Raw genomic sequence first — 16,221 nt, 5'->3', positions numbered from 1 at the left:
GGTCCACGCGGGAGCAAGGCCGGAGTGAGGGAACCCGCAGCGCAGCGGAGGGCCGTATGTGGGAGCCGGCGGTTTTTGGTTACTTTTTTCCAAGAAAAAAAGTGACCCGCCGTAAGGGCGGAAGGGGCCATTAGCGCCACTGCATCCAATGGATAAGCCCACGATCTGCAAGCCCAAGCCCAAGCCCAAAAAAAACGGCGCCTCGAAGGGCGCCGTTTCAGCTTCAGCGGTTAAACCGCTCAACCAACGCATATTGCGTCCCAGCCGTACTCGTCAGCTCCTCGCTGAGCAACGCCGAATGTTGCGCCTGCTCCGCCGTCTGATCCGCCAAATCGGCGATGGTACTGATGTTACGGCTGATCTCGTCCGCCACCGCTGTCTGCTCTTCAGTGGCCGCCGCGATCTGCGTGGTCATGTCGGTGATGTTGGCCACCGCTTCGCTGATCCCCACCAACGCCTGGTCGGCCTCCATGACCCGCTCGACACCTTCCTGAGCCTGGCGCCGGCCACTCTCCATGGTCAGCACGGCATTGCTCGCGGTTTGCTGCAGCTTGGCGATCAGCGTGTGGATCTGCCCCGTCGACTCGGCAGTGCGCTGGGCCAACTGCCGCACTTCATCGGCCACCACCGCGAAACCACGGCCCATCTCACCCGCGCGGGCCGCCTCGATCGCGGCGTTCAGCGCCAGCAGGTTGGTCTGGTCGGCGATCCCCTTGATCACATCGACCACACCACCGATCTCGTCACTGTCCTTGGCCAATTGGGTCACGGTCAGGCCCGTCTCACCCACCGCCGTCGACAGGCGCGCGATGGCATCGCGGGTTTCACCGGCGATCTGCCGCCCCTGGCTGGTCAGGCGGTTGGCTTCCTGGGTGGCATCGGCGGTGCGCTGCACGTGGTTGGCGACTTCCTGGGTGGTGGCGGCCATCTGGTTGACGGCCGCAGCCACCTGTTCGGTCTCCACCCGCTGACGCTCCAGGCCCGAAGAGCTCTGGTGGGCCAGGGTGTCGGACTGACGCGCCTGGTCACTGAGGTGTTCGGCGCTGTCCTGCAGGCGCGTCAGGCAGGTCTTCATCCGCGCGTCCTGGCTGAGCATGGCCATTTCCAGGCGCGCCTGGACACCCCGGCTGTCGGTGTACATCTGCGCGATCAACGGGTCGGAGGTGGTCTGTTCAGCCAGGCGCAGCAGGCGCTTGAGCCCGCGCTGCTGCCAGCTCAGGCCGAGCAGGCCAAGCGGCACCGACAGGCCCGCAGCCAAGGCGAAGCCCCACGAATGGCCCAGCCAGTTGCCGATCAGGAAACCCACCTGGCTGATCAGGATGAACGGCAGCCAGTCCTGCAGCACCGGCAGCCACTGGTCGCGACGCGGCACGGCCGTCTTGCCCTGGTTGAGGCGCTGGTACAAGGCTTCGGCGCGGCGGATCTGCTCGGCGGTCGGCTTGACCCGCACCGACTCGTAGCCCACCACCTGATTGTTATCGAAGACCGGCGTTACATAGGCGTTGACCCAGTAGTGATCGCCGTTCTTGCAACGGTTCTTGACGATGCCCATCCATGGCAGGCCTTGCTTGAGGGTCTGCCACATGTGGGCGAACACCGCAGGCGGCACATCGGGGTGACGCACCAGGTTGTGCGCGACGCCCGTCAGTTCCTCGCGCGAGAAACCACTGATTTCGATGAACGCATCGTTGCAGTAAGTGATCACACCCTTGGCGTTGGTGGTGGAGATCAACCGCTGTTGTGCAGGGAAAGTCCGTTCTCTCTGGGTAATCGGTTGGTTGTTACGCATGGCTCGTCAGATCCGCAAGGCTTTCGATGGGTATCGGCAAGCCTCTGGTTATATTGAATGATTATTTAAGTTGCTTGATCGGGGGCAAGGCTGGCCCGACTCAATTAGGCTAGTGGGCCCGGCGTTTCGCCGCAGATGGCAGCAATGTTTCCGTTTAATTACCGTTAAGTGACGCACGAGTCGGATCATGACGGATTGTTCAGGTGACAGCCAGCATCGGGTAGCTGAAGCCGGCAAAATGCACCAGGTTGATCCCGAAATGGCACGACACCGCCGCCCCCAGCCCGCCGTACCGGTAAGCCAGGCCGTAGCCAATCCCGGCCAGGCCGGCCACTAGCGCCCACTGCCAGCCGCCACCCAGGTGCGCCAGGCCGAACAGCAGCGCGGCGCCCAGCAGGGCCAGGCTGTCATGGCCGAACAGCCGCTGCAGGCCGCCCTGCAGGTAACCACGGAACAGCAGCTCTTCGGTCAGGCTCACCAGCAGCAGGTTGTTGGCCAGCCACAGCCAGGCCTGCTCTGGCCATTTCGCCGCCCAGCCGATCAGGCCCAGCGACCAGGCGCCGCCGAGGCAGGTCGCCAGGGTCAACGGCACGATCAGCAGCAGCAGCGAGGCGCGCTTGGCGCTGCGCTGGGCAATGATCCACGGGCAGGCCCCCAGCAGCCAGAAGCCGATCAGCGGTTTGTCCAGGTTCAGTGACATCGTGAAGGGCAGGGCGCCTGCGCTGAACACCGCCTGCTCGATCACCTTGGCGTTGTGGAACCCAGGCAGCCAGTGCGACGCCAGAGGCACGGCCAGGAGGGCGAACAGCAAATGGCCGCTGATGCGCTGCCAGCGCTTGATCCGGGTTGCCAGCAGCGCCGCGCCGCCCAGCGCGATAAAGGTCGGCAGTGCCGGCAGGGTGAGCTTGCCATAGGCCAGGGCCAGGCAATAGCCGGCGGCGAGGAGAAGGGTCCAGCGGTGCTTGAACATGGTAAACCTGTGCAGGATGAATCCGATGCAGGCTTGGACTCATCCCGCAAGGCGCAGGACACCAGGGCTATCGGCTGATGATCAGCCGGCAATCAGCTGGCGCAACACATAGTGCAGAATGCCCCCGGACTTGAAGTACTCGACTTCGTTGAGCGTGTCGATCCGGCACAGCACCTCGATCTGTTGCTGCTGGCCATCTTCAGCGGTGATGCGCAGCGTCAGGCTCATGCCGGGGCGGATCTGCGCGTCGCTCAAGCCCAGCACATCGATCCGTTCCTTGCCGGTCAGGCCCAGGTGCTTGCGGCTGTCACCGGGCTTGAACTGCAGCGCCAGCACGCCCATGCCGATCAGGTTAGAGCGGTGAATACGCTCGAAACTTTCCGCCAGCACCGCCTTGACCCCAAGCAGGTTGGTGCCCTTGGCCGCCCAGTCGCGGCTGGAGCCGGTGCCGTATTCCTGGCCGGCGATCACCACCAGCGGCGTGCCCTCGGCCTGGTAGCGCATCGCCGCGTCGTAGATCGACAGCTTCTCGCCGCTGGGCACATGCACGGTGTTGCCGCCTTCCTCGCCGCCGAGCATCTCGTTGCGGATGCGGATGTTGGCAAAGGTGCCGCGCATCATCACCTCATGGTTACCGCGCCGTGAGCCGTAGGAGTTGAAGTCGCGTGGCTCCACGCCCTTGCCACGCAGGTAGCGCCCGGCGGGGCTGTCGGCCTTGATGTTGCCGGCCGGGGAGATGTGGTCGGTGGTCACCGAGTCGCCGAGCAGGGCCAGCACCCGCGCGCCGTGGATGTCGGCGATCTGCGGCAGCGGGCCGCCGATATCGTCGAAGAACGGCGGGTGCTGGATGTAGGTCGAATCGTCCTGCCAGACATAGGTGGCCGCCTGGGGCACCTCGATGGCTTGCCACTGTGCGTCACCGGCGAACACCTCGGCGTATTCCTTGTGGAACATCGCCGTATCGACCTTGGCCACGGCGTCGGCGATTTCCTGCTGGCTCGGCCAGATGTCGCGCAGGTACACCGGCGCGCCGTCTTTGCCGGTACCCAGCGGTTCGCGGGTGAGGTCGACGCGCACGCTGCCGGCCAGGGCGTAGGCGACTACCAGCGGCGGTGACGCCAGCCAGTTGGTCTTCACCAGCGGGTGGACCCGGCCCTCGAAGTTGCGGTTACCGGAGAGCACCGAGGCGACGGTGAGGTCGGCCGTGCCGATCGCCTGCTCGATCGCTTCATCCAGTGGCCCGGAGTTGCCGATGCAGGTGGTGCAGCCATAGCCGACCAGGTCAAAGCCGAGCTGGTTCAGGTAGGGCGTGAGGCCCGCCGCGTTGTAGTAATCGGTGACCACCTTGGACCCGGGCGCCAGCGACGTCTTGACCCAGGGTTTGCGGCTCAGGCCCTTTTCCACGGCCTTTTTCGCCACCAGCCCGGCGGCCATCATCACGCTGGGGTTGGAGGTGTTGGTGCAGGACGTGATCGCGGCGATCACCACCGCGCCATCGCGCAAGGTATGGGTCTGGCCGTCGTAGCTGTAGTCGATTTCGCCCGCCTGGTCGGCATTGCCCACGGCCACGCCACCGCCGCCCTCGCTTTCCAGGCGACCGACTTCCTTGGCTTGCGGCTTGGGCTGCAGCTCGATGAAGCCGTTGAAGGCCTGGCTGACCGCAGACAGGGCGACCCGGTCCTGCGGGCGCTTGGGCCCGGCCAGGCTGGCTTCGACTTCGTGCATGTCCAGCGCCAGGCTGTCGCTGAACAGCGGCTCCTGGCCGGGCAGGCGCCACAGGCCTTGTGCCTTGCAGTAGGCTTCGACCAGGTCCACGGTCGCTTGCGGGCGGCCCGTCAGGCGCAGGTAGTCCAGGGTCACCTGGTCGACCGGGAAGAAGCCACAGGTGGCGCCGTATTCCGGGGCCATGTTGGCCAGCGTGGCGCGGTCGGCCAGCGGCAGCTCGGCGAGGCCGTCGCCGTAGAACTCGACGAACTTGCCGACCACGCCCTTCTTGCGCAGCATCTGCGTGACGGTGAGCACCAGGTCGGTGGCGGTGATGCCTTCGCCGAGCTTGCCGGTGAGCTTGAAGCCGATCACTTCGGGGATCAGCATCGACACCGGCTGGCCGAGCATGGCGGCCTCCGCCTCGATGCCGCCCACGCCCCAGCCGAGCACGCCGAGGCCGTTGATCATGGTGGTGTGCGAATCGGTGCCGACCAGGGTGTCCGGGAAGGCATAGGTGCGGCCGTCTTCTTCGCGGGTCCAGACGGTGCGGCCGAGGTATTCGAGGTTGACCTGGTGGCAGATGCCGGTGCCCGGCGGCACCACGCTGAAGTTGTCGAAGGCGCTCTGGCCCCAGCGCAGGAAGGCATAGCGCTCACCGTTGCGCTGCATCTCGATGTCGACGTTCTCGGCGAACGCAGCGGCGCTGGCGTAGCGGTCGACCATCACCGAATGGTCGATCACCAGGTCCACCGGCGACAGCGGGTTGATCCGCTGCGGGTCACCGCCGGCCTTGGCCATGGCCGCACGCATGGCCGCCAGGTCGACCACGGCGGGCACCCCGGTAAAGTCTTGCATCAAGACCCGCGCCGGGCGGTACTGGATCTCGCGATCGGAGCGGCGGTCCTCGAGCCACTGGGCCAGCGCGCGCAGGTCATCGCCGGTGACGGTCTTGCCATCCTCCCAGCGCAGGAGGTTTTCTAGCAGCACCTTGAGCGACATCGGCAGGCGCTGCAGGTCACCCAACTGGCGGGCGGCCTCGGTCAGGCTGTAATAGTGGTAGACGCGGTCGGCCACGTGCAGCGTCTTGAGGGTCTTCAGGCTATCGAGCGAGGGCATTGCCAACTCCTTCTGCGCCGGTGCCCGGCCTCTCGTGAATGCCGGTGTCACCGCTCTGTGGGGTCCGCACGGTACGGACCTTGGCTGAGTGGTCAGGTTAGAACCGATTTGCCGGCCCTGACCCAGTACTGGACAGGCGGGGCGTGTCGCTGGTTCCGATCTTCCTTTATCATCCCCGCCCTGCCGGCGCGTGACGTGCGCTGGATCAAGGCTGGCGGTCCGCGCCAGCGATGTGGAGTAAACAATGAATACCCTGTTCATGCATTGCCGGCCCGGTTTCGAGGGCGAGGTCTGCGCCGAAATCAGCGAACACGCCGCCCGCCTGAATGTTGCCGGCTACGCCAAAGGCAAGCCGCAGAGCGCCAGCGCCGAATTCGTCTGCAGTGAGCCGGACGGTGCCGCGCGCCTGATGCGTGAACTGCGCTTCGCCCAGTTGATCTTCCCGCGCCAATGGGCGCGCGGGGCCTATGTCGAACTGCCGGAGACAGACCGCATCAGCGTGCTGCTCGACTACCTGGCCGATGCCCCGGTGGCGGGCAGCCTCTGGCTGGAAGTGCTCGACAGCAACGACGGCAAGGAGCTCTCGACTTTTTGCCGCAAGTTCGAAGTGCCCCTGCGCAAGGCCCTGGAAAAGGCCGGGCGGCTGGTCGAGGACGCCACTCGGCCGCGCCTGCTGCTGAGCTTCATCAGTGGCCGGCGGGTGTTTGTCGGCTTCGCCGAGGCGCACAACTCGGCGTTGTGGCCGATGGGCATTCCGCGCCTGAAATTCCCCCGTGAGGCGCCGAGCCGTTCGACCCTCAAGCTGGAAGAAGCCTGGCACCAGTTCATCCCGCGTGATCAATGGGAGCAGCGCCTGCACGACGACATGACCGGCGTCGACCTCGGTGCATCGCCGGGCGGCTGGACCTACCAGCTGGTCAAGCGCGGCATGCTGGTCACCGCCATCGACAACGGCCCGATGGCCGAAAGCCTGATGGACACCGGCCTGGTCCAGCACCTGATGGCCGATGGCTTTACCTGGCAGCCGAAACAGACCGTCGACTGGATGGTCTGCGACATCGTCGAGAAGCCGGCGCGCAGTGCGGCGCTGATCGAGACCTGGCTGGGCGAAGGCCTGTGCCGCGAGGCGGTGGTCAACCTGAAGTTGCCGATGAAGCAGCGCTACGCCGAAGTGCGCCGTCTGCTCGACCGCATCGAGGCCGGGTTCAAGGCGCGCAAGATCAAGGTGTCGATTGCCTGCAAGCAGCTCTACCACGACCGTGAGGAAGTGACCTGCCACCTGCGCCGGCTGGACCTCAAGCCGCGTAACGGCTGAGCCTGGACGGGGCTGCCCGGCAGCCCAGGTGCCGTCAGCGCTTGCCGAGAATCTTGCCGAGCATTTCGGGCTGCGGCGCGCCTTGCTGGTTCTGCAGGCGGCCTTGCTCGTCCAGGTAGAAGATCGCCGGCGTCGCCGCCAGGCCCAGTTCCTCCATCAGCGCCATGTTGCTGTCGAGCTTTTGCTGGACCTGCGCAGGGATCGTGTCGAGCGCCTTGAGCGTGCTCGCCTTGCCCGCCTGCTCGTGTTGCTGGAGGGCCTTGGCTGGGTCCTTGGCGGCGAGCAGGGCGGCGGATTTGCCGGGGCTGTCCTCGCGAATGATGCCGACCATGATATGGCGCAACTGCACCTTGCCCGACTCGACCCACGGCCGCGCCTGCTGCCAGAACAGGTTGCAGTACGGGCAGTTGGGGTCGCTGAACACGTACAGCGTGCGCGGGGCGTCGGCCTTGCCGTCGCTGATGAACGCGCTGTTGTCGAGCTTCGCCCAGACCGCTTTGCTCATCGGCGCATACACCAGCTTCTCCAATGGCTCGGCGCTGAGGTCCTGGCCCTGTTCGTCGAACAGGCTGCCGACCAGCACATGCTTGCCATCGGCGGTCAGGTACAGGGCGAGGCCGTTGTTCTGGTACTCGGCGGCATAGCCGCGCAGGCCGTTGGGGGCATCGAAACTACCCTTGATCACAGCACCTTTGGCTTGCAGCTGCTGGATCGCCTTGGGCAGCGTTTCTGCCTGCAGCGGGGGAGCGGCCAGCAGGGCAAGGGTCAGGGGCACGAGTGCATTCAAGCGCATGTCAGTTTCCTTGTGCGGCGGAGGCGGGCGCGGCTGCCCGATCGAAGGGTTCCAGGGCGTGGCGCAGGCTGGCGCGCGACAGTTCGCCCAGGTGGCTGCCGACCAGGCGCCCCTCGGCGTTGTAGAACAGGGTGGTGGGTAGCGCCATGGAGCCGACCCGCTGGGCCAGTTGGCCTGCGCCGTCGAACAGCACGTGGGTCAGGCTCAGGCCGGTGGTGGCGAGAAAGGTGCTGACGTTCTCCGGGGTCTCGCCCTGGTTGACGAACAGGAAGGTGACGTGGGGATAGTCGTGCTGCGCCTGTTGCAGCACCGGCATCTCGCGGCGGCACGGCGGGCACCAGGTCGCCCAGATATTGATCACCAGCGGTTTGCCCCGGTAGTCGTGCAGGGCCATGGATTGACCGCTGGCGGTGCGCAGGGTCAGGTCCGGCAGCTCGGTGCCCTTGCTGTACAGGTGGCTGCCCAGGCTGGCGAGGATCCAGAACAGCGCGCCACTGGCCAACGCCCAACCCAGCGGCCGCCGCAGCCCGGGCTGACGCCAGCCCTGCCACAGCGTGCCCAGCACGATCGCCAGCAGGCCGCCCCAGAGCAGAAAGCCGCCATCTCGGATGTCGATGATCTGCAGCGGCTCGTCGCGGTACATCGGCCAGTAGGCCAGGACGAAGCCCAGGCGGGCACCCAGCACACCCAGCAGGAACAGGTTGAACAAGGCCGACTCCGGGCTTTCACCTCCGCGCCTTGCGACCCACCAGCCCACCCCGCAGGCAATGCCCAGTGCGGCGAGCAACAGCAGGTGGTTGAGGGCCATGGTCAGGGGGCCGAGGGTCACGGTCAGCATCAGCCTTGGCTCCTGGTCTGTGCCCAGTGTTGGAGGAATTGCGCCGCATCCACTTCACCGGTGATGCGCCGGGCGCGGCGTTCTTCGCCCTCCGGGCCGATCCAGATCAGGCTGGGCGGGCCGGGGACCTGGTAGCGCTGCAGCAGCTCACGGCTGGCCGCCGAGTCGGCGGTGACGTCCAGGCGCAACAGGTGCACACCCGCCAGGCTGGCCTGCACGTCGCTGCGGGCAAACACCTTGGCTTCCATCACCTTGCACGACACGCACCAGTCGGCATAGTAGTCGACCAGCACCCATTGACCCCGCGCCTTGGCCGCTTGCAGCTCATGTTGCAGGTCTTCGGGGCGCTTGACCGTGGTGAACGAATCGTCGGCATGGGCCGCCAAGGCTGCGGCCGGCCTGGGCCCGGTGAAGGGGTGCAGGGGTTGCCACAGGTCGGCGCTGCCGGCGGCGGCGCCGACCAGCAGCAGGCCGCCCCACAGCGCCCCGAGCAGCGGCACCGCGCGCAGGGCGGGCACGCGTTGCAGGGCCGGCCAGGCCGCCCACGCCAGGGCAATCAGCCAGCTGCCGCTGAGGGCCAGCAGCAGCGGCGCGGGCAGCAGGCCGCGCACGGTATACAAGGCCATGGCCAGGAAGACGAAGCCGAACAGGCCCTTGACCCGGTTCATCCACGCGCCTGGGCGTGGCAGGTAGCGGTTGCCCAGGGTCACCAGCAACAGCAGCGGCACGCCCATGCCCAGGCCCAGGCTGAACAGCACCAGCGCGCCATGCAGCACATCGCCGCTCTGGGCGATGTACAGCAGCGCGCCGGCCAGCGGCGCGGTCATGCACGGGCCCATCAGCAGGCCGGACAACGCCCCGAGCAGCGCCGCACCATACAGGTTGCCGCCGCGGGTAGCTTGGCCGGCGCGGTCGAGCCGGTCGCGCAGGGCCATCGGCAGTTGCAGTTCGAAGGCGCCGAACATTGGCAGCGCCAGCAGCACGAACAGCGCGGCCAGGCTGCCCAGCAGCCAGGGTTGTTGCAACCAGGCCTGCAGGCTGGCGCCGAGCAGCGCGGCGACCACGCCCAGCCCCGCATACACCAGGGCCATGCTCAGCACGTAGACGCCCGCCAGCAGCCAGCCGCGCCGGGCACTGGCGCCGTTGCCCAGCACCAGCCCGGCGAGGATCGGCAGCATCGGCAGCGAGCACGGGGTGAAGGCCAGCAGCAGGCCGAGGCCGAAGAAGGCCAGCAGGCCCCAGGCCAGGTTGGCCTGTTGCAGGTCACTGGCCAGCGCCTGGTCACTGGCTTGCTCGGTGCTGCCCGCGGGGTTGCCGCCGAGGTCGATGACGCTGGTTTGTGGCGGGTAGCACAGGCCGGCATCGGCGCAGCCTTGCCAGCCCAGGCGCAGTTGCCCGCTGGCGTCAGCCGGCAGCAACAGTTCAAGCTCGCCGCGGTAGATTGCACTGTCACCGAAAAATTCGTCGTGGTGGTTGAGGGCGGCGGGCAGGGCGGGCTGCTGCGCCGGCGTCAGGCCGTCGAACTTCAGGCGCTTCTGATAGAGGTAGTAGCCGTCTTTTATCTGGAAATGCACGCGCGTTTCGCCCGACGCCAGGCGGTCGTGGCTGAGCACGAAGGCCTGATTGACGGGCAGGAAGTCTGGTTTGACCGCAAACGGGTTGGCCTGGAGCGGGCCAGCCAGGAAGAGGGTCAACAAGATCAGGAAAACGCGCATGTCTGGGCCTTGGCAATGCAGGTGAGTGGCCATGCTGGCCTGACTTGATTAACCGAAAGTTAACCCGGCGAATCGGGAACAGGACTACATCATTCGAGGGGGTAGTACATAATCCTCACTTAATCATCGCCTGTCGCAATATCCACTCCCCACTGGAGACCCATCTCATGCACGTACTGCTCTGCGAGGACGACGACCTGATCGCCAGCGGCATCTGCGCCGGCCTCACCGCCCAGGGCCTGACCGTGGATCGAGTGGCCAGCGCTTCGGCCGCGCGGGCGCTGCTCCAGGCCGCGCAGTTCGACGTGATGATCCTCGACCTCGGCCTGCCCGACGAAGACGGCCTGAAGCTGCTGCGGCGCCTGCGCCAGCAAGGCGAAAGCCTGCCGGTGCTGGTGCTGACCGCGCGTGATGCGATCACCGACCGGGTCGCGGGGCTCGAGGCCGGGGCCGACGATTACCTGCTCAAGCCGTTCGACCTGCGCGAGCTGGCGGCGCGGTTGCACACGTTGCTGCGGCGCATGGCCGGGCGCGCGGTCAACCTCATCGAGCACGGGCCATTGCGCTACGACCCGAGCAGTTGCGAGGCATTCCTGGCCGACCAGCCGGTGGACCTGTCGCGGCGCGAGCAGGCGCTGCTCCAGGCCTTGTTGCAAAACCCCGGGCGAGTGCTCTCCAGCGAGCAACTCAAGGACTGCGTGTACGGCTTCAGCGACGAAGTCGAAAGCAACGCCCTCAACGTCCATATCCATCACCTGCGGCGCAAGCTCGGCAACGGTATCGTCGAGACCGTGCGCGGCCTGGGTTATCGCCTCGGCCCGGCGCAGGCCCCCGAAGAGATCGCACCATGAGCCTGCGCGTCCGGCTGTCGTTGATTCTCGGCAGCGCCTTCATCGTCATCTGGGCGCTGGCCGCCGCCTGGATGCTGCGCGACCTGCGCCAGCAGATGATGTTCTCCCTCGATCAGCGCCTGGTGGCCTCGGCGCGCATGGTCGCCGGGCTGGTCGACCAGTTGCCGCAACCGCTGGCGGCCAAGGGCGAGGATGCGCATTTTTCTGCCGATCAACTGAGTGTGCCGGATGGCATGGCCTGCCAGGTGAGTTCGTTGCGCGGCGAGATCCTCGCCAGCAACCACAAGCACGATGGCGCGATGGACGACCAGCGCAGCGGCTTTCGCGACCAGACCATCGACGATGCGCGCTGGCGCACGTTTACCTACAACCATGGTGATATCCGCATCACCACCGCCGACCGCCACCAGGAGCGCGAGGCGCTCAACCAGTCGATCCTGCTGGCCGCCTCGGCGCCGGTGCTGATGGCCCTGCTCGGCAGCCTGGGGTTGCTGTGGATTGGCCTGGGCAAGGGCCTGGAGCCGCTCAACCGGATGCGCGACGCGTTGCGCAGGCGCCGCGCCGACAGTGTCGAGCCGCTGCAGGTGGCCGGCATGCCGAGCGAACTGCAGCCCTTGCTCGAGACCCAGAACCAGCTGTTCCTGCGGATCGCCCAGACTCTGGAGCGTGAACGCCGCCTGACCGACGACGCCGCGCATGAACTGCGCAGCCCGCTGACCGCGATCAAGACCCACCTGCAGGTGGCGCGGATGACCGACGGCGCCGTGCGCGAGCAGTCCCTGGCGCATGCCGAGCAGGGCACCGACCGCATGCACCGCACGCTCGAGCAGTTGCTGTTGCTGGCCCGGGTGGAGGGCAGCCTGTCGTTCGACGACGGCGTGCAGTGCAGCGCCGAGCAGGTCGCGCGCCAGGCGGTGGAGGATGCCGGGGGCGGCGACAAACGCCGCATCCTCGTGCGCCTGCCCGAGGATGCCACGCGGATCTACCTGGGCATGCCCGCACCCCTGGCGGTGGCGGCGCTGCGCAACCTGCTCGACAACGCCCTGCGCCATGGCGGCGACGCGGCGGTGGAGCTGGAGCTGCAGATGGCCGACGGCCAGGTCGGCTTCATGGTCCGCGACCATGGGCCGGGGATCAGTGAAGGCGACCTGCAGCACCTGACCGAGCGCTTCTGGCGCAATGGCCAGAGTGGTGGCTGCGGCTTGGGCCTGGCGATCGTCCAGGCGATCGTCCAGCGCTGCGCGGGGAGCTTGCGCTTCGACAGCCGCAGCGATGGCTTGCGGGTGTGGCTGCAGGTGCCGGCGCGCTCGGCGCAGTGAGGCGCATGCCGGTGAGGATGGCTCTCGGTTCGCGCTTGAGCGACAATAAGCGCCCATTCGCGGAGGAACCCATGACCGAATTCACCCCTGACGCCGTCCTCGACGCCACTGGCCTGAACTGCCCGGAACCGGTAATGATGCTGCACCAACAGGTGCGCAACCTGGCCGCCGGCGGCCTGCTCAAGGTCATCGCCACCGACCCGTCGACCCGCCGTGACATCCCCAAGTTCTGCACGTTTCTCGGCCATGAACTGGTCGAGCAACAGGAGCAGGCGGGCACCTACCTGTACTGGATCCGCAAGAAGGCCGACTGAGCCGCGCTGGATCGAGCCCGTCGTAGCGCCTACACTGCGCTCCCCTGAGAGGAGAGCGCCATGCTGATAGTTGCCGACGAGAATATCCCGCTGCTCGATGCCTTCTTTGCCGGATTCGGCGAGATCCGCCGCTATCCTGGCCGCAGCATCGATGCTGAGTGCGTCAAGGATGCCGACGTCCTGCTGGTGCGCTCGGTGACTCAGGTCGACCGCCAGCTGCTCGAAGGCAGCCGGGTGCGCTTCGTCGGCACCTGCACCATCGGCACCGATCACCTGGCCCTGGACTACTTCGCCGAAGCCGGCATCCACTGGAGCAGCGCCCCGGGCTGCAATGCCCGTGGGGTGGTCGACTATGTGCTGGGCAGCCTGCTGACCCTGGCCGAGCTGGACGGCGAGAACCTCGCCGAGCGGGTCTATGGCGTGGTCGGCGCGGGGCAGGTCGGTGAGCGCCTGGTGCGCGTGCTGCATGGCCTGGGCTGGAAGGTGCTGGTCTGCGACCCGCCGCGCCAGGCCGCCGAAGGCGGTGACTTCGTCAGCCTCGAGACGCTGCTCGAACAGTGCGACGTGATCAGCCTGCACACCCCGTTGCAGCGTCAGGGCGCGCACGCGACCTGGCACCTGCTCGGCAGCGAGCAACTGGCGCGGTTGCGCCCCGGCGCCTGGCTGATCAATGCCAGCCGTGGGCCGGTGGTGGACAACCTGGCCCTGCGTGACCTGCTGCTGGCGCGTCAGGATGTGCATGCGGTGCTGGATGTCTGGGAGCGCGAGCCGGAGGTGGACCTCGAACTGGCCGACCTGTGCACCCTGGCGACGCCGCATATCGCCGGTTACAGCCTGGACGGCAAGCAGCGCGGTACCGCGCAGATCTACCAGGCGTTCTGCGACTGGCGGGGTGAGGAGGCGCAGGTGCAGCTGGCTGACCTGCTGCCGGGGCCGGCGTTGGCGCAGATCGACTTGAACGCCAGCAGCGACCCTGCCTGGGCGCTGGCCACGGTGTGCCGGGCGGTGTACGACCCGCGGCGTGACGATGCGGATTTTCGGCGCAGCCTGAGTGAGGATCCGGTCGCACAACGGGCGACCTTCGACCTGCTGCGCAAGCACTACCCACAGCGGCGCGAGATCGAGGGGCTGGCGGTGCGGGTGCGCGGCGAGTCGGCGCAACTGGCGCAGATGGTCAGTGCCTTGGGCGGTGTGGTGGTCTGAGGCTCGATCCACCAGGCCAACCCCCAATAAAAACCCGGCGCAAGGGCCGGGTTGAGTCAATTCGGTGGATCAGTCTTTTTTTACCCGCTCAACCCGGCTTTTTTCCAGGTCTTCACAAGCCTTCTTGATCATCTCATCGGTGATCGGCACCTCGTGGCCCTTGGCATCGATGATCGAACCGCAGTCGTGGCTGTGCGCCGGGTTCGTGGTCTTCGGCGTATCGCTGGTGTGCTGCAAGCTCATATCCTGTCTCCTCATCAGGTTCAAGCCCAGGGTATCCCCTTGCCGTGACTGGCCGGTGACAGCTGCACGGGCATCACGGCAATGACAGTCCATCAGAAACGGCGGCAAAGCTCCAGACCCCGTTTAGAACGATAAGCTATAGGCACTGGGGCAAGCCCGCCGCAGGACGTGTCCGCTCCCTGGGTGCGATCCGCCGAACGATCGCAAGGTTCCGCCTAGGCGGATGAATGGTAGGCTGGGCCCTCCCTCGGCAGAATGATCTGAGTCATGCCCGATCCGGTTTCCCCCCGCCAGCGTCGCGCCCTGCGTCTGGGCTGGCAGTTCCTGCGGCCCTACCGCAAACAGACCCTGCTGGCCTTGCTCGCCCTGGTGCTCACCGCCGGCATTACCCTGTCGATGGGCCAAGGCATCCGCCTGTTGGTCGACCAAGGCTTCATGACCGGCTCCGCCCACCAGCTCAACCAGACCCTCGGGCTGTTCATGGGGCTGGTGCTGGCCCTGGCGATCGGCACCTTCAGCCGCTTCTACCTGGTGTCGTGGATTGGCGAGCGTTGCGTGGCCGATATCCGCCGCGCGGTGTTCGACCACCTGATCGGCCTGCACCCAGGCTTTTTCGAGGACAACCGCAGCTCCGAGATCCAGTCGCGGCTGACCGCCGACACCACCTTGCTGCAGTCGGTGATCGGCTCGTCGCTGTCGATGTTCCTGCGCAACGCATTGATGGTGATCGGCGGCGTGGTGCTGCTGTTCATCACCAACCCCAAGCTCACCAGCATCGTGGTGCTGGCGCTGCCCCTGGTGCTGGCGCCGATTCTGCTGTTCGGCCGGCGCGTGCGCAGCCTGTCACGCCAGAGCCAGGACCGGGTCGCCGATGTCGGCAGCTACGTGGCCGAGACGCTGGGGCAGATCAAGACCGTGCAGGCCTACAACCACCAGGCGCTGGACCGCGAACGCTTTGCCGAGACGGTCGAGGCGGCGTTCAGCGTCGCCGTGCGGCGGATCGCCCAGCGGTCCTGGTTGATCACCCTGGTGATCGTGCTGGTGCTGGGCGCCGTCGGCGTGATGCTCTGGGTCGGTGGCATGGACGTGATCGCCGGGCGCATTTCCAGCGGTGAGCTGGCCGCGTTCGTCTTCTACAGCCTGATCGTCGGCAGCGCCTTTGGCACCCTCAGCGAGGTGATCGGTGAGTTGCAGCGTGCTGCGGGCGCCGCAGAGCGGGTTGCCGAATTGCTCGCCGCGCAAAGCGCGATCCTTGCGCCGGCCGACACGCTCGAGCTGGCCGGGCAACGCGCCGGTGGCCGCATCGAGCTACGCGAGGTGCGCTTTGCCTACCCGTCGCGGCCCACGGTTGCCGCGCTGGACGGCTTGAGCCTGTTGGTCGAGCCGGGCCAGACGCTGGCCTTGGTGGGGCCATCCGGGGCGGGCAAGTCGACCCTGTTCGACCTGTTGCTGCGCTTCTACGACCCTCAGCAGGGCGCCATCCTGCTCGACGGTCAGCCGCTCACCGCGCTCGACCCGGTTGCCTTGCGCCGTCAGTTCGCCCTGGTCGCGCAGAACCCCGCGTTGTTTCGTGGCACGGTGGCGGCCAACATCGGGTATGGCCGCCCCGAGGCCAGCTTCGCCGAGGTCGAGGCGGCCGCGCGCGGTGCGCATGCGCATGAGTTCATCCAGCAGTTGCCGCAGGGGTATCAAACGTTGCTCGGCGAGGGCGGGATCGGCCTGTCCGGCGGTCAGCGCCAGCGCCTGGCGATCGCCCGGGCGTTGCTGGTGGATGCGCCGATCCTGCTCCTCGACGAGGCCACCAGCGCCCTCGATGCGCAGAGCGAACACCTCATCCAGCAGGCCCTGCCGAGCCTGATGGCGGGGCGCACGACGCTGGTGATCGCCCACCGCCTGGCCACCGTGCAGCATGCCGAGCGGATCGCCGTGATCGACAAGGGGCGCATCGTCGCCGTGGGCAGCCACCGGCAGCTGATCGAACAAAGCCCGCTGTATGCGCGGCTCGCCGAGCTGCAATTCACCTCCATCTGAAGGGCTGCAGGCGGCGT

13 protein-coding genes are annotated in these 16,221 nt (G+C 66.9%); 6 read left to right on the top strand and 7 right to left on the bottom strand.

The features are described from left to right. Window positions 1-223: 223 nt before the first annotated feature. The 3 genes from CCOS865_RS25470 to acnA form a co-directional block, all read right to left on the bottom strand. Window positions 224-1,789 carry a methyl-accepting chemotaxis protein gene (locus CCOS865_RS25470; RefSeq protein WP_119146096.1) on the bottom strand — a complete coding sequence of 522 codons (1,566 nt, stop codon included), beginning with the start codon at window positions 1,787-1,789 and terminating at the stop codon, window positions 224-226. A gap of 199 nt (window positions 1,790-1,988) precedes the next feature. After that, a complete protein-coding gene (locus CCOS865_RS25465; protein WP_119146094.1) occupies window positions 1,989-2,759 on the bottom strand; it encodes a CPBP family intramembrane glutamic endopeptidase in 771 nt (256 codons plus the stop codon). Window positions 2,760-2,840: 81 nt separating this feature from the next. Beyond that, window positions 2,841-5,582 (bottom strand): aconitate hydratase AcnA, encoded by a 2,742-nt coding sequence (gene acnA / locus CCOS865_RS25460; RefSeq protein ID WP_119146092.1) that lies wholly within the window; start codon window positions 5,580-5,582, stop codon window positions 2,841-2,843. A 244-nt stretch (window positions 5,583-5,826) separates the two neighbouring features. On the opposite strand from acnA, the gene rlmM reads away from it, so the two are divergent. Continuing rightward, complete coding sequence (gene rlmM / locus CCOS865_RS25455; protein ID WP_119146090.1) at window positions 5,827-6,897, top strand: 23S rRNA (cytidine(2498)-2'-O)-methyltransferase RlmM; 1,071 nt, start codon at window positions 5,827-5,829, stop codon at window positions 6,895-6,897. Window positions 6,898-6,931: 34 nt separating this feature from the next. Here rlmM and dsbG read toward each other — a convergent pair whose 3' ends face one another. Genes dsbG through dsbD form a run of 3 tightly spaced genes read right to left on the bottom strand, consistent with a single transcriptional unit; the run spans window position 6,932 to window position 10,243 of the window. Further along, window positions 6,932-7,690, bottom strand: coding sequence for a thiol:disulfide interchange protein DsbG (gene dsbG / locus CCOS865_RS25450; RefSeq protein ID WP_119146088.1), 759 nt, complete (start codon window positions 7,688-7,690; stop codon window positions 6,932-6,934). A 1-nt stretch (window position 7,691) separates the two neighbouring features. After that, the gene (locus CCOS865_RS25445; RefSeq protein ID WP_119146086.1) at window positions 7,692-8,528 is read right to left on the bottom strand and encodes a TlpA disulfide reductase family protein; all 837 of its coding nucleotides are present in this window, start codon (window positions 8,526-8,528) and stop codon (window positions 7,692-7,694) included. Beyond that, on the bottom strand, window positions 8,528-10,243 hold the full coding sequence (dsbD, locus tag CCOS865_RS25440; protein ID WP_119146084.1) for a protein-disulfide reductase DsbD: 1,716 nt from the start codon (window positions 10,241-10,243) through the stop codon (window positions 8,528-8,530). The genes CCOS865_RS25445 and dsbD overlap by 1 nt, the downstream gene beginning before the upstream one ends. Before the next feature lie 167 nt (window positions 10,244-10,410). On the opposite strand from dsbD, the gene CCOS865_RS25435 reads away from it, so the two are divergent. From CCOS865_RS25435 to pdxB, 4 genes are all read left to right on the top strand, one after another. Next, window positions 10,411-11,094: a response regulator gene (locus CCOS865_RS25435; protein ID WP_119146082.1), complete on the top strand. Its 684-nt coding sequence runs from the start codon at window positions 10,411-10,413 to the stop codon at window positions 11,092-11,094. Next, window positions 11,091-12,413 (top strand): ATP-binding protein, encoded by a 1,323-nt coding sequence (locus tag CCOS865_RS25430; protein ID WP_119146080.1) that lies wholly within the window; start codon window positions 11,091-11,093, stop codon window positions 12,411-12,413. Before CCOS865_RS25435 ends, CCOS865_RS25430 begins: the two co-directional genes overlap by 4 nt. 71 nt (window positions 12,414-12,484) lie before the next feature. Next, on the top strand, window positions 12,485-12,727 hold the full coding sequence (gene tusA / locus CCOS865_RS25425; protein WP_119146078.1) for a sulfurtransferase TusA: 243 nt from the start codon (window positions 12,485-12,487) through the stop codon (window positions 12,725-12,727). Window positions 12,728-12,787: 60 nt separating this feature from the next. Further along, window positions 12,788-13,930, top strand: coding sequence for a 4-phosphoerythronate dehydrogenase PdxB (pdxB, locus tag CCOS865_RS25420; RefSeq protein WP_119146076.1), 1,143 nt, complete (start codon window positions 12,788-12,790; stop codon window positions 13,928-13,930). Between the two features lie 69 nt (window positions 13,931-13,999). On the opposite strand, the gene CCOS865_RS28255 is transcribed toward pdxB, so the two are convergent. Next, window positions 14,000-14,173: a PA1571 family protein gene (locus CCOS865_RS28255; RefSeq protein WP_167469108.1), complete on the bottom strand. Its 174-nt coding sequence runs from the start codon at window positions 14,171-14,173 to the stop codon at window positions 14,000-14,002. A gap of 267 nt (window positions 14,174-14,440) precedes the next feature. On the opposite strand from CCOS865_RS28255, the gene CCOS865_RS25415 reads away from it, so the two are divergent. Further along, window positions 14,441-16,204 carry an ABC transporter transmembrane domain-containing protein gene (locus CCOS865_RS25415; RefSeq protein ID WP_119146074.1) on the top strand — a complete coding sequence of 588 codons (1,764 nt, stop codon included), beginning with the start codon at window positions 14,441-14,443 and terminating at the stop codon, window positions 16,202-16,204. The last annotated feature ends 17 nt before the right edge of the window (window positions 16,205-16,221 follow it).

This window comes from Pseudomonas reidholzensis (assembly GCF_900536025.1).
In the GTDB taxonomy this organism is placed as follows: domain Bacteria; phylum Pseudomonadota; class Gammaproteobacteria; order Pseudomonadales; family Pseudomonadaceae; genus Aquipseudomonas; species Aquipseudomonas reidholzensis.
This window is presented reverse-complemented; position numbering and strand designations above follow the sequence as displayed.

Bases quoted from the DNA above. Each gene is read 5' to 3' on its own strand.
- CCOS865_RS25445 (WP_119146086.1), bottom strand. From the start codon at position 8,528: ATGCTGACCGTGACCCTCGGCCCCCTGACCATGGCCCTCAACCACCTG.
- CCOS865_RS28255 (WP_167469108.1), bottom strand. From the start codon at position 14,173: ATGAGCTTGCAGCACACCAGCGATACGCCGAAGACCACGAACCCGGCG.
- CCOS865_RS25415 (WP_119146074.1), top strand. From the start codon at position 14,441: ATGCCCGATCCGGTTTCCCCCCGCCAGCGTCGCGCCCTGCGTCTGGGC.
- CCOS865_RS25435 (WP_119146082.1), top strand. From the start codon at position 10,411: ATGCACGTACTGCTCTGCGAGGACGACGACCTGATCGCCAGCGGCATC.
- CCOS865_RS25465 (WP_119146094.1), bottom strand. From the start codon at position 2,759: ATGTTCAAGCACCGCTGGACCCTTCTCCTCGCCGCCGGCTATTGCCTG.
- dsbG (WP_119146088.1), bottom strand. From the start codon at position 7,690: ATGCGCTTGAATGCACTCGTGCCCCTGACCCTTGCCCTGCTGGCCGCT.
- CCOS865_RS25430 (WP_119146080.1), top strand. From the start codon at position 11,091: ATGAGCCTGCGCGTCCGGCTGTCGTTGATTCTCGGCAGCGCCTTCATC.
- pdxB (WP_119146076.1), top strand. From the start codon at position 12,788: ATGCTGATAGTTGCCGACGAGAATATCCCGCTGCTCGATGCCTTCTTT.
- dsbD (WP_119146084.1), bottom strand. From the start codon at position 10,243: ATGCGCGTTTTCCTGATCTTGTTGACCCTCTTCCTGGCTGGCCCGCTC.
- tusA (WP_119146078.1), top strand. From the start codon at position 12,485: ATGACCGAATTCACCCCTGACGCCGTCCTCGACGCCACTGGCCTGAAC.
- rlmM (WP_119146090.1), top strand. From the start codon at position 5,827: ATGAATACCCTGTTCATGCATTGCCGGCCCGGTTTCGAGGGCGAGGTC.
- CCOS865_RS25470 (WP_119146096.1), bottom strand. From the start codon at position 1,789: ATGCGTAACAACCAACCGATTACCCAGAGAGAACGGACTTTCCCTGCA.
- acnA (WP_119146092.1), bottom strand. From the start codon at position 5,582: ATGCCCTCGCTCGATAGCCTGAAGACCCTCAAGACGCTGCACGTGGCC.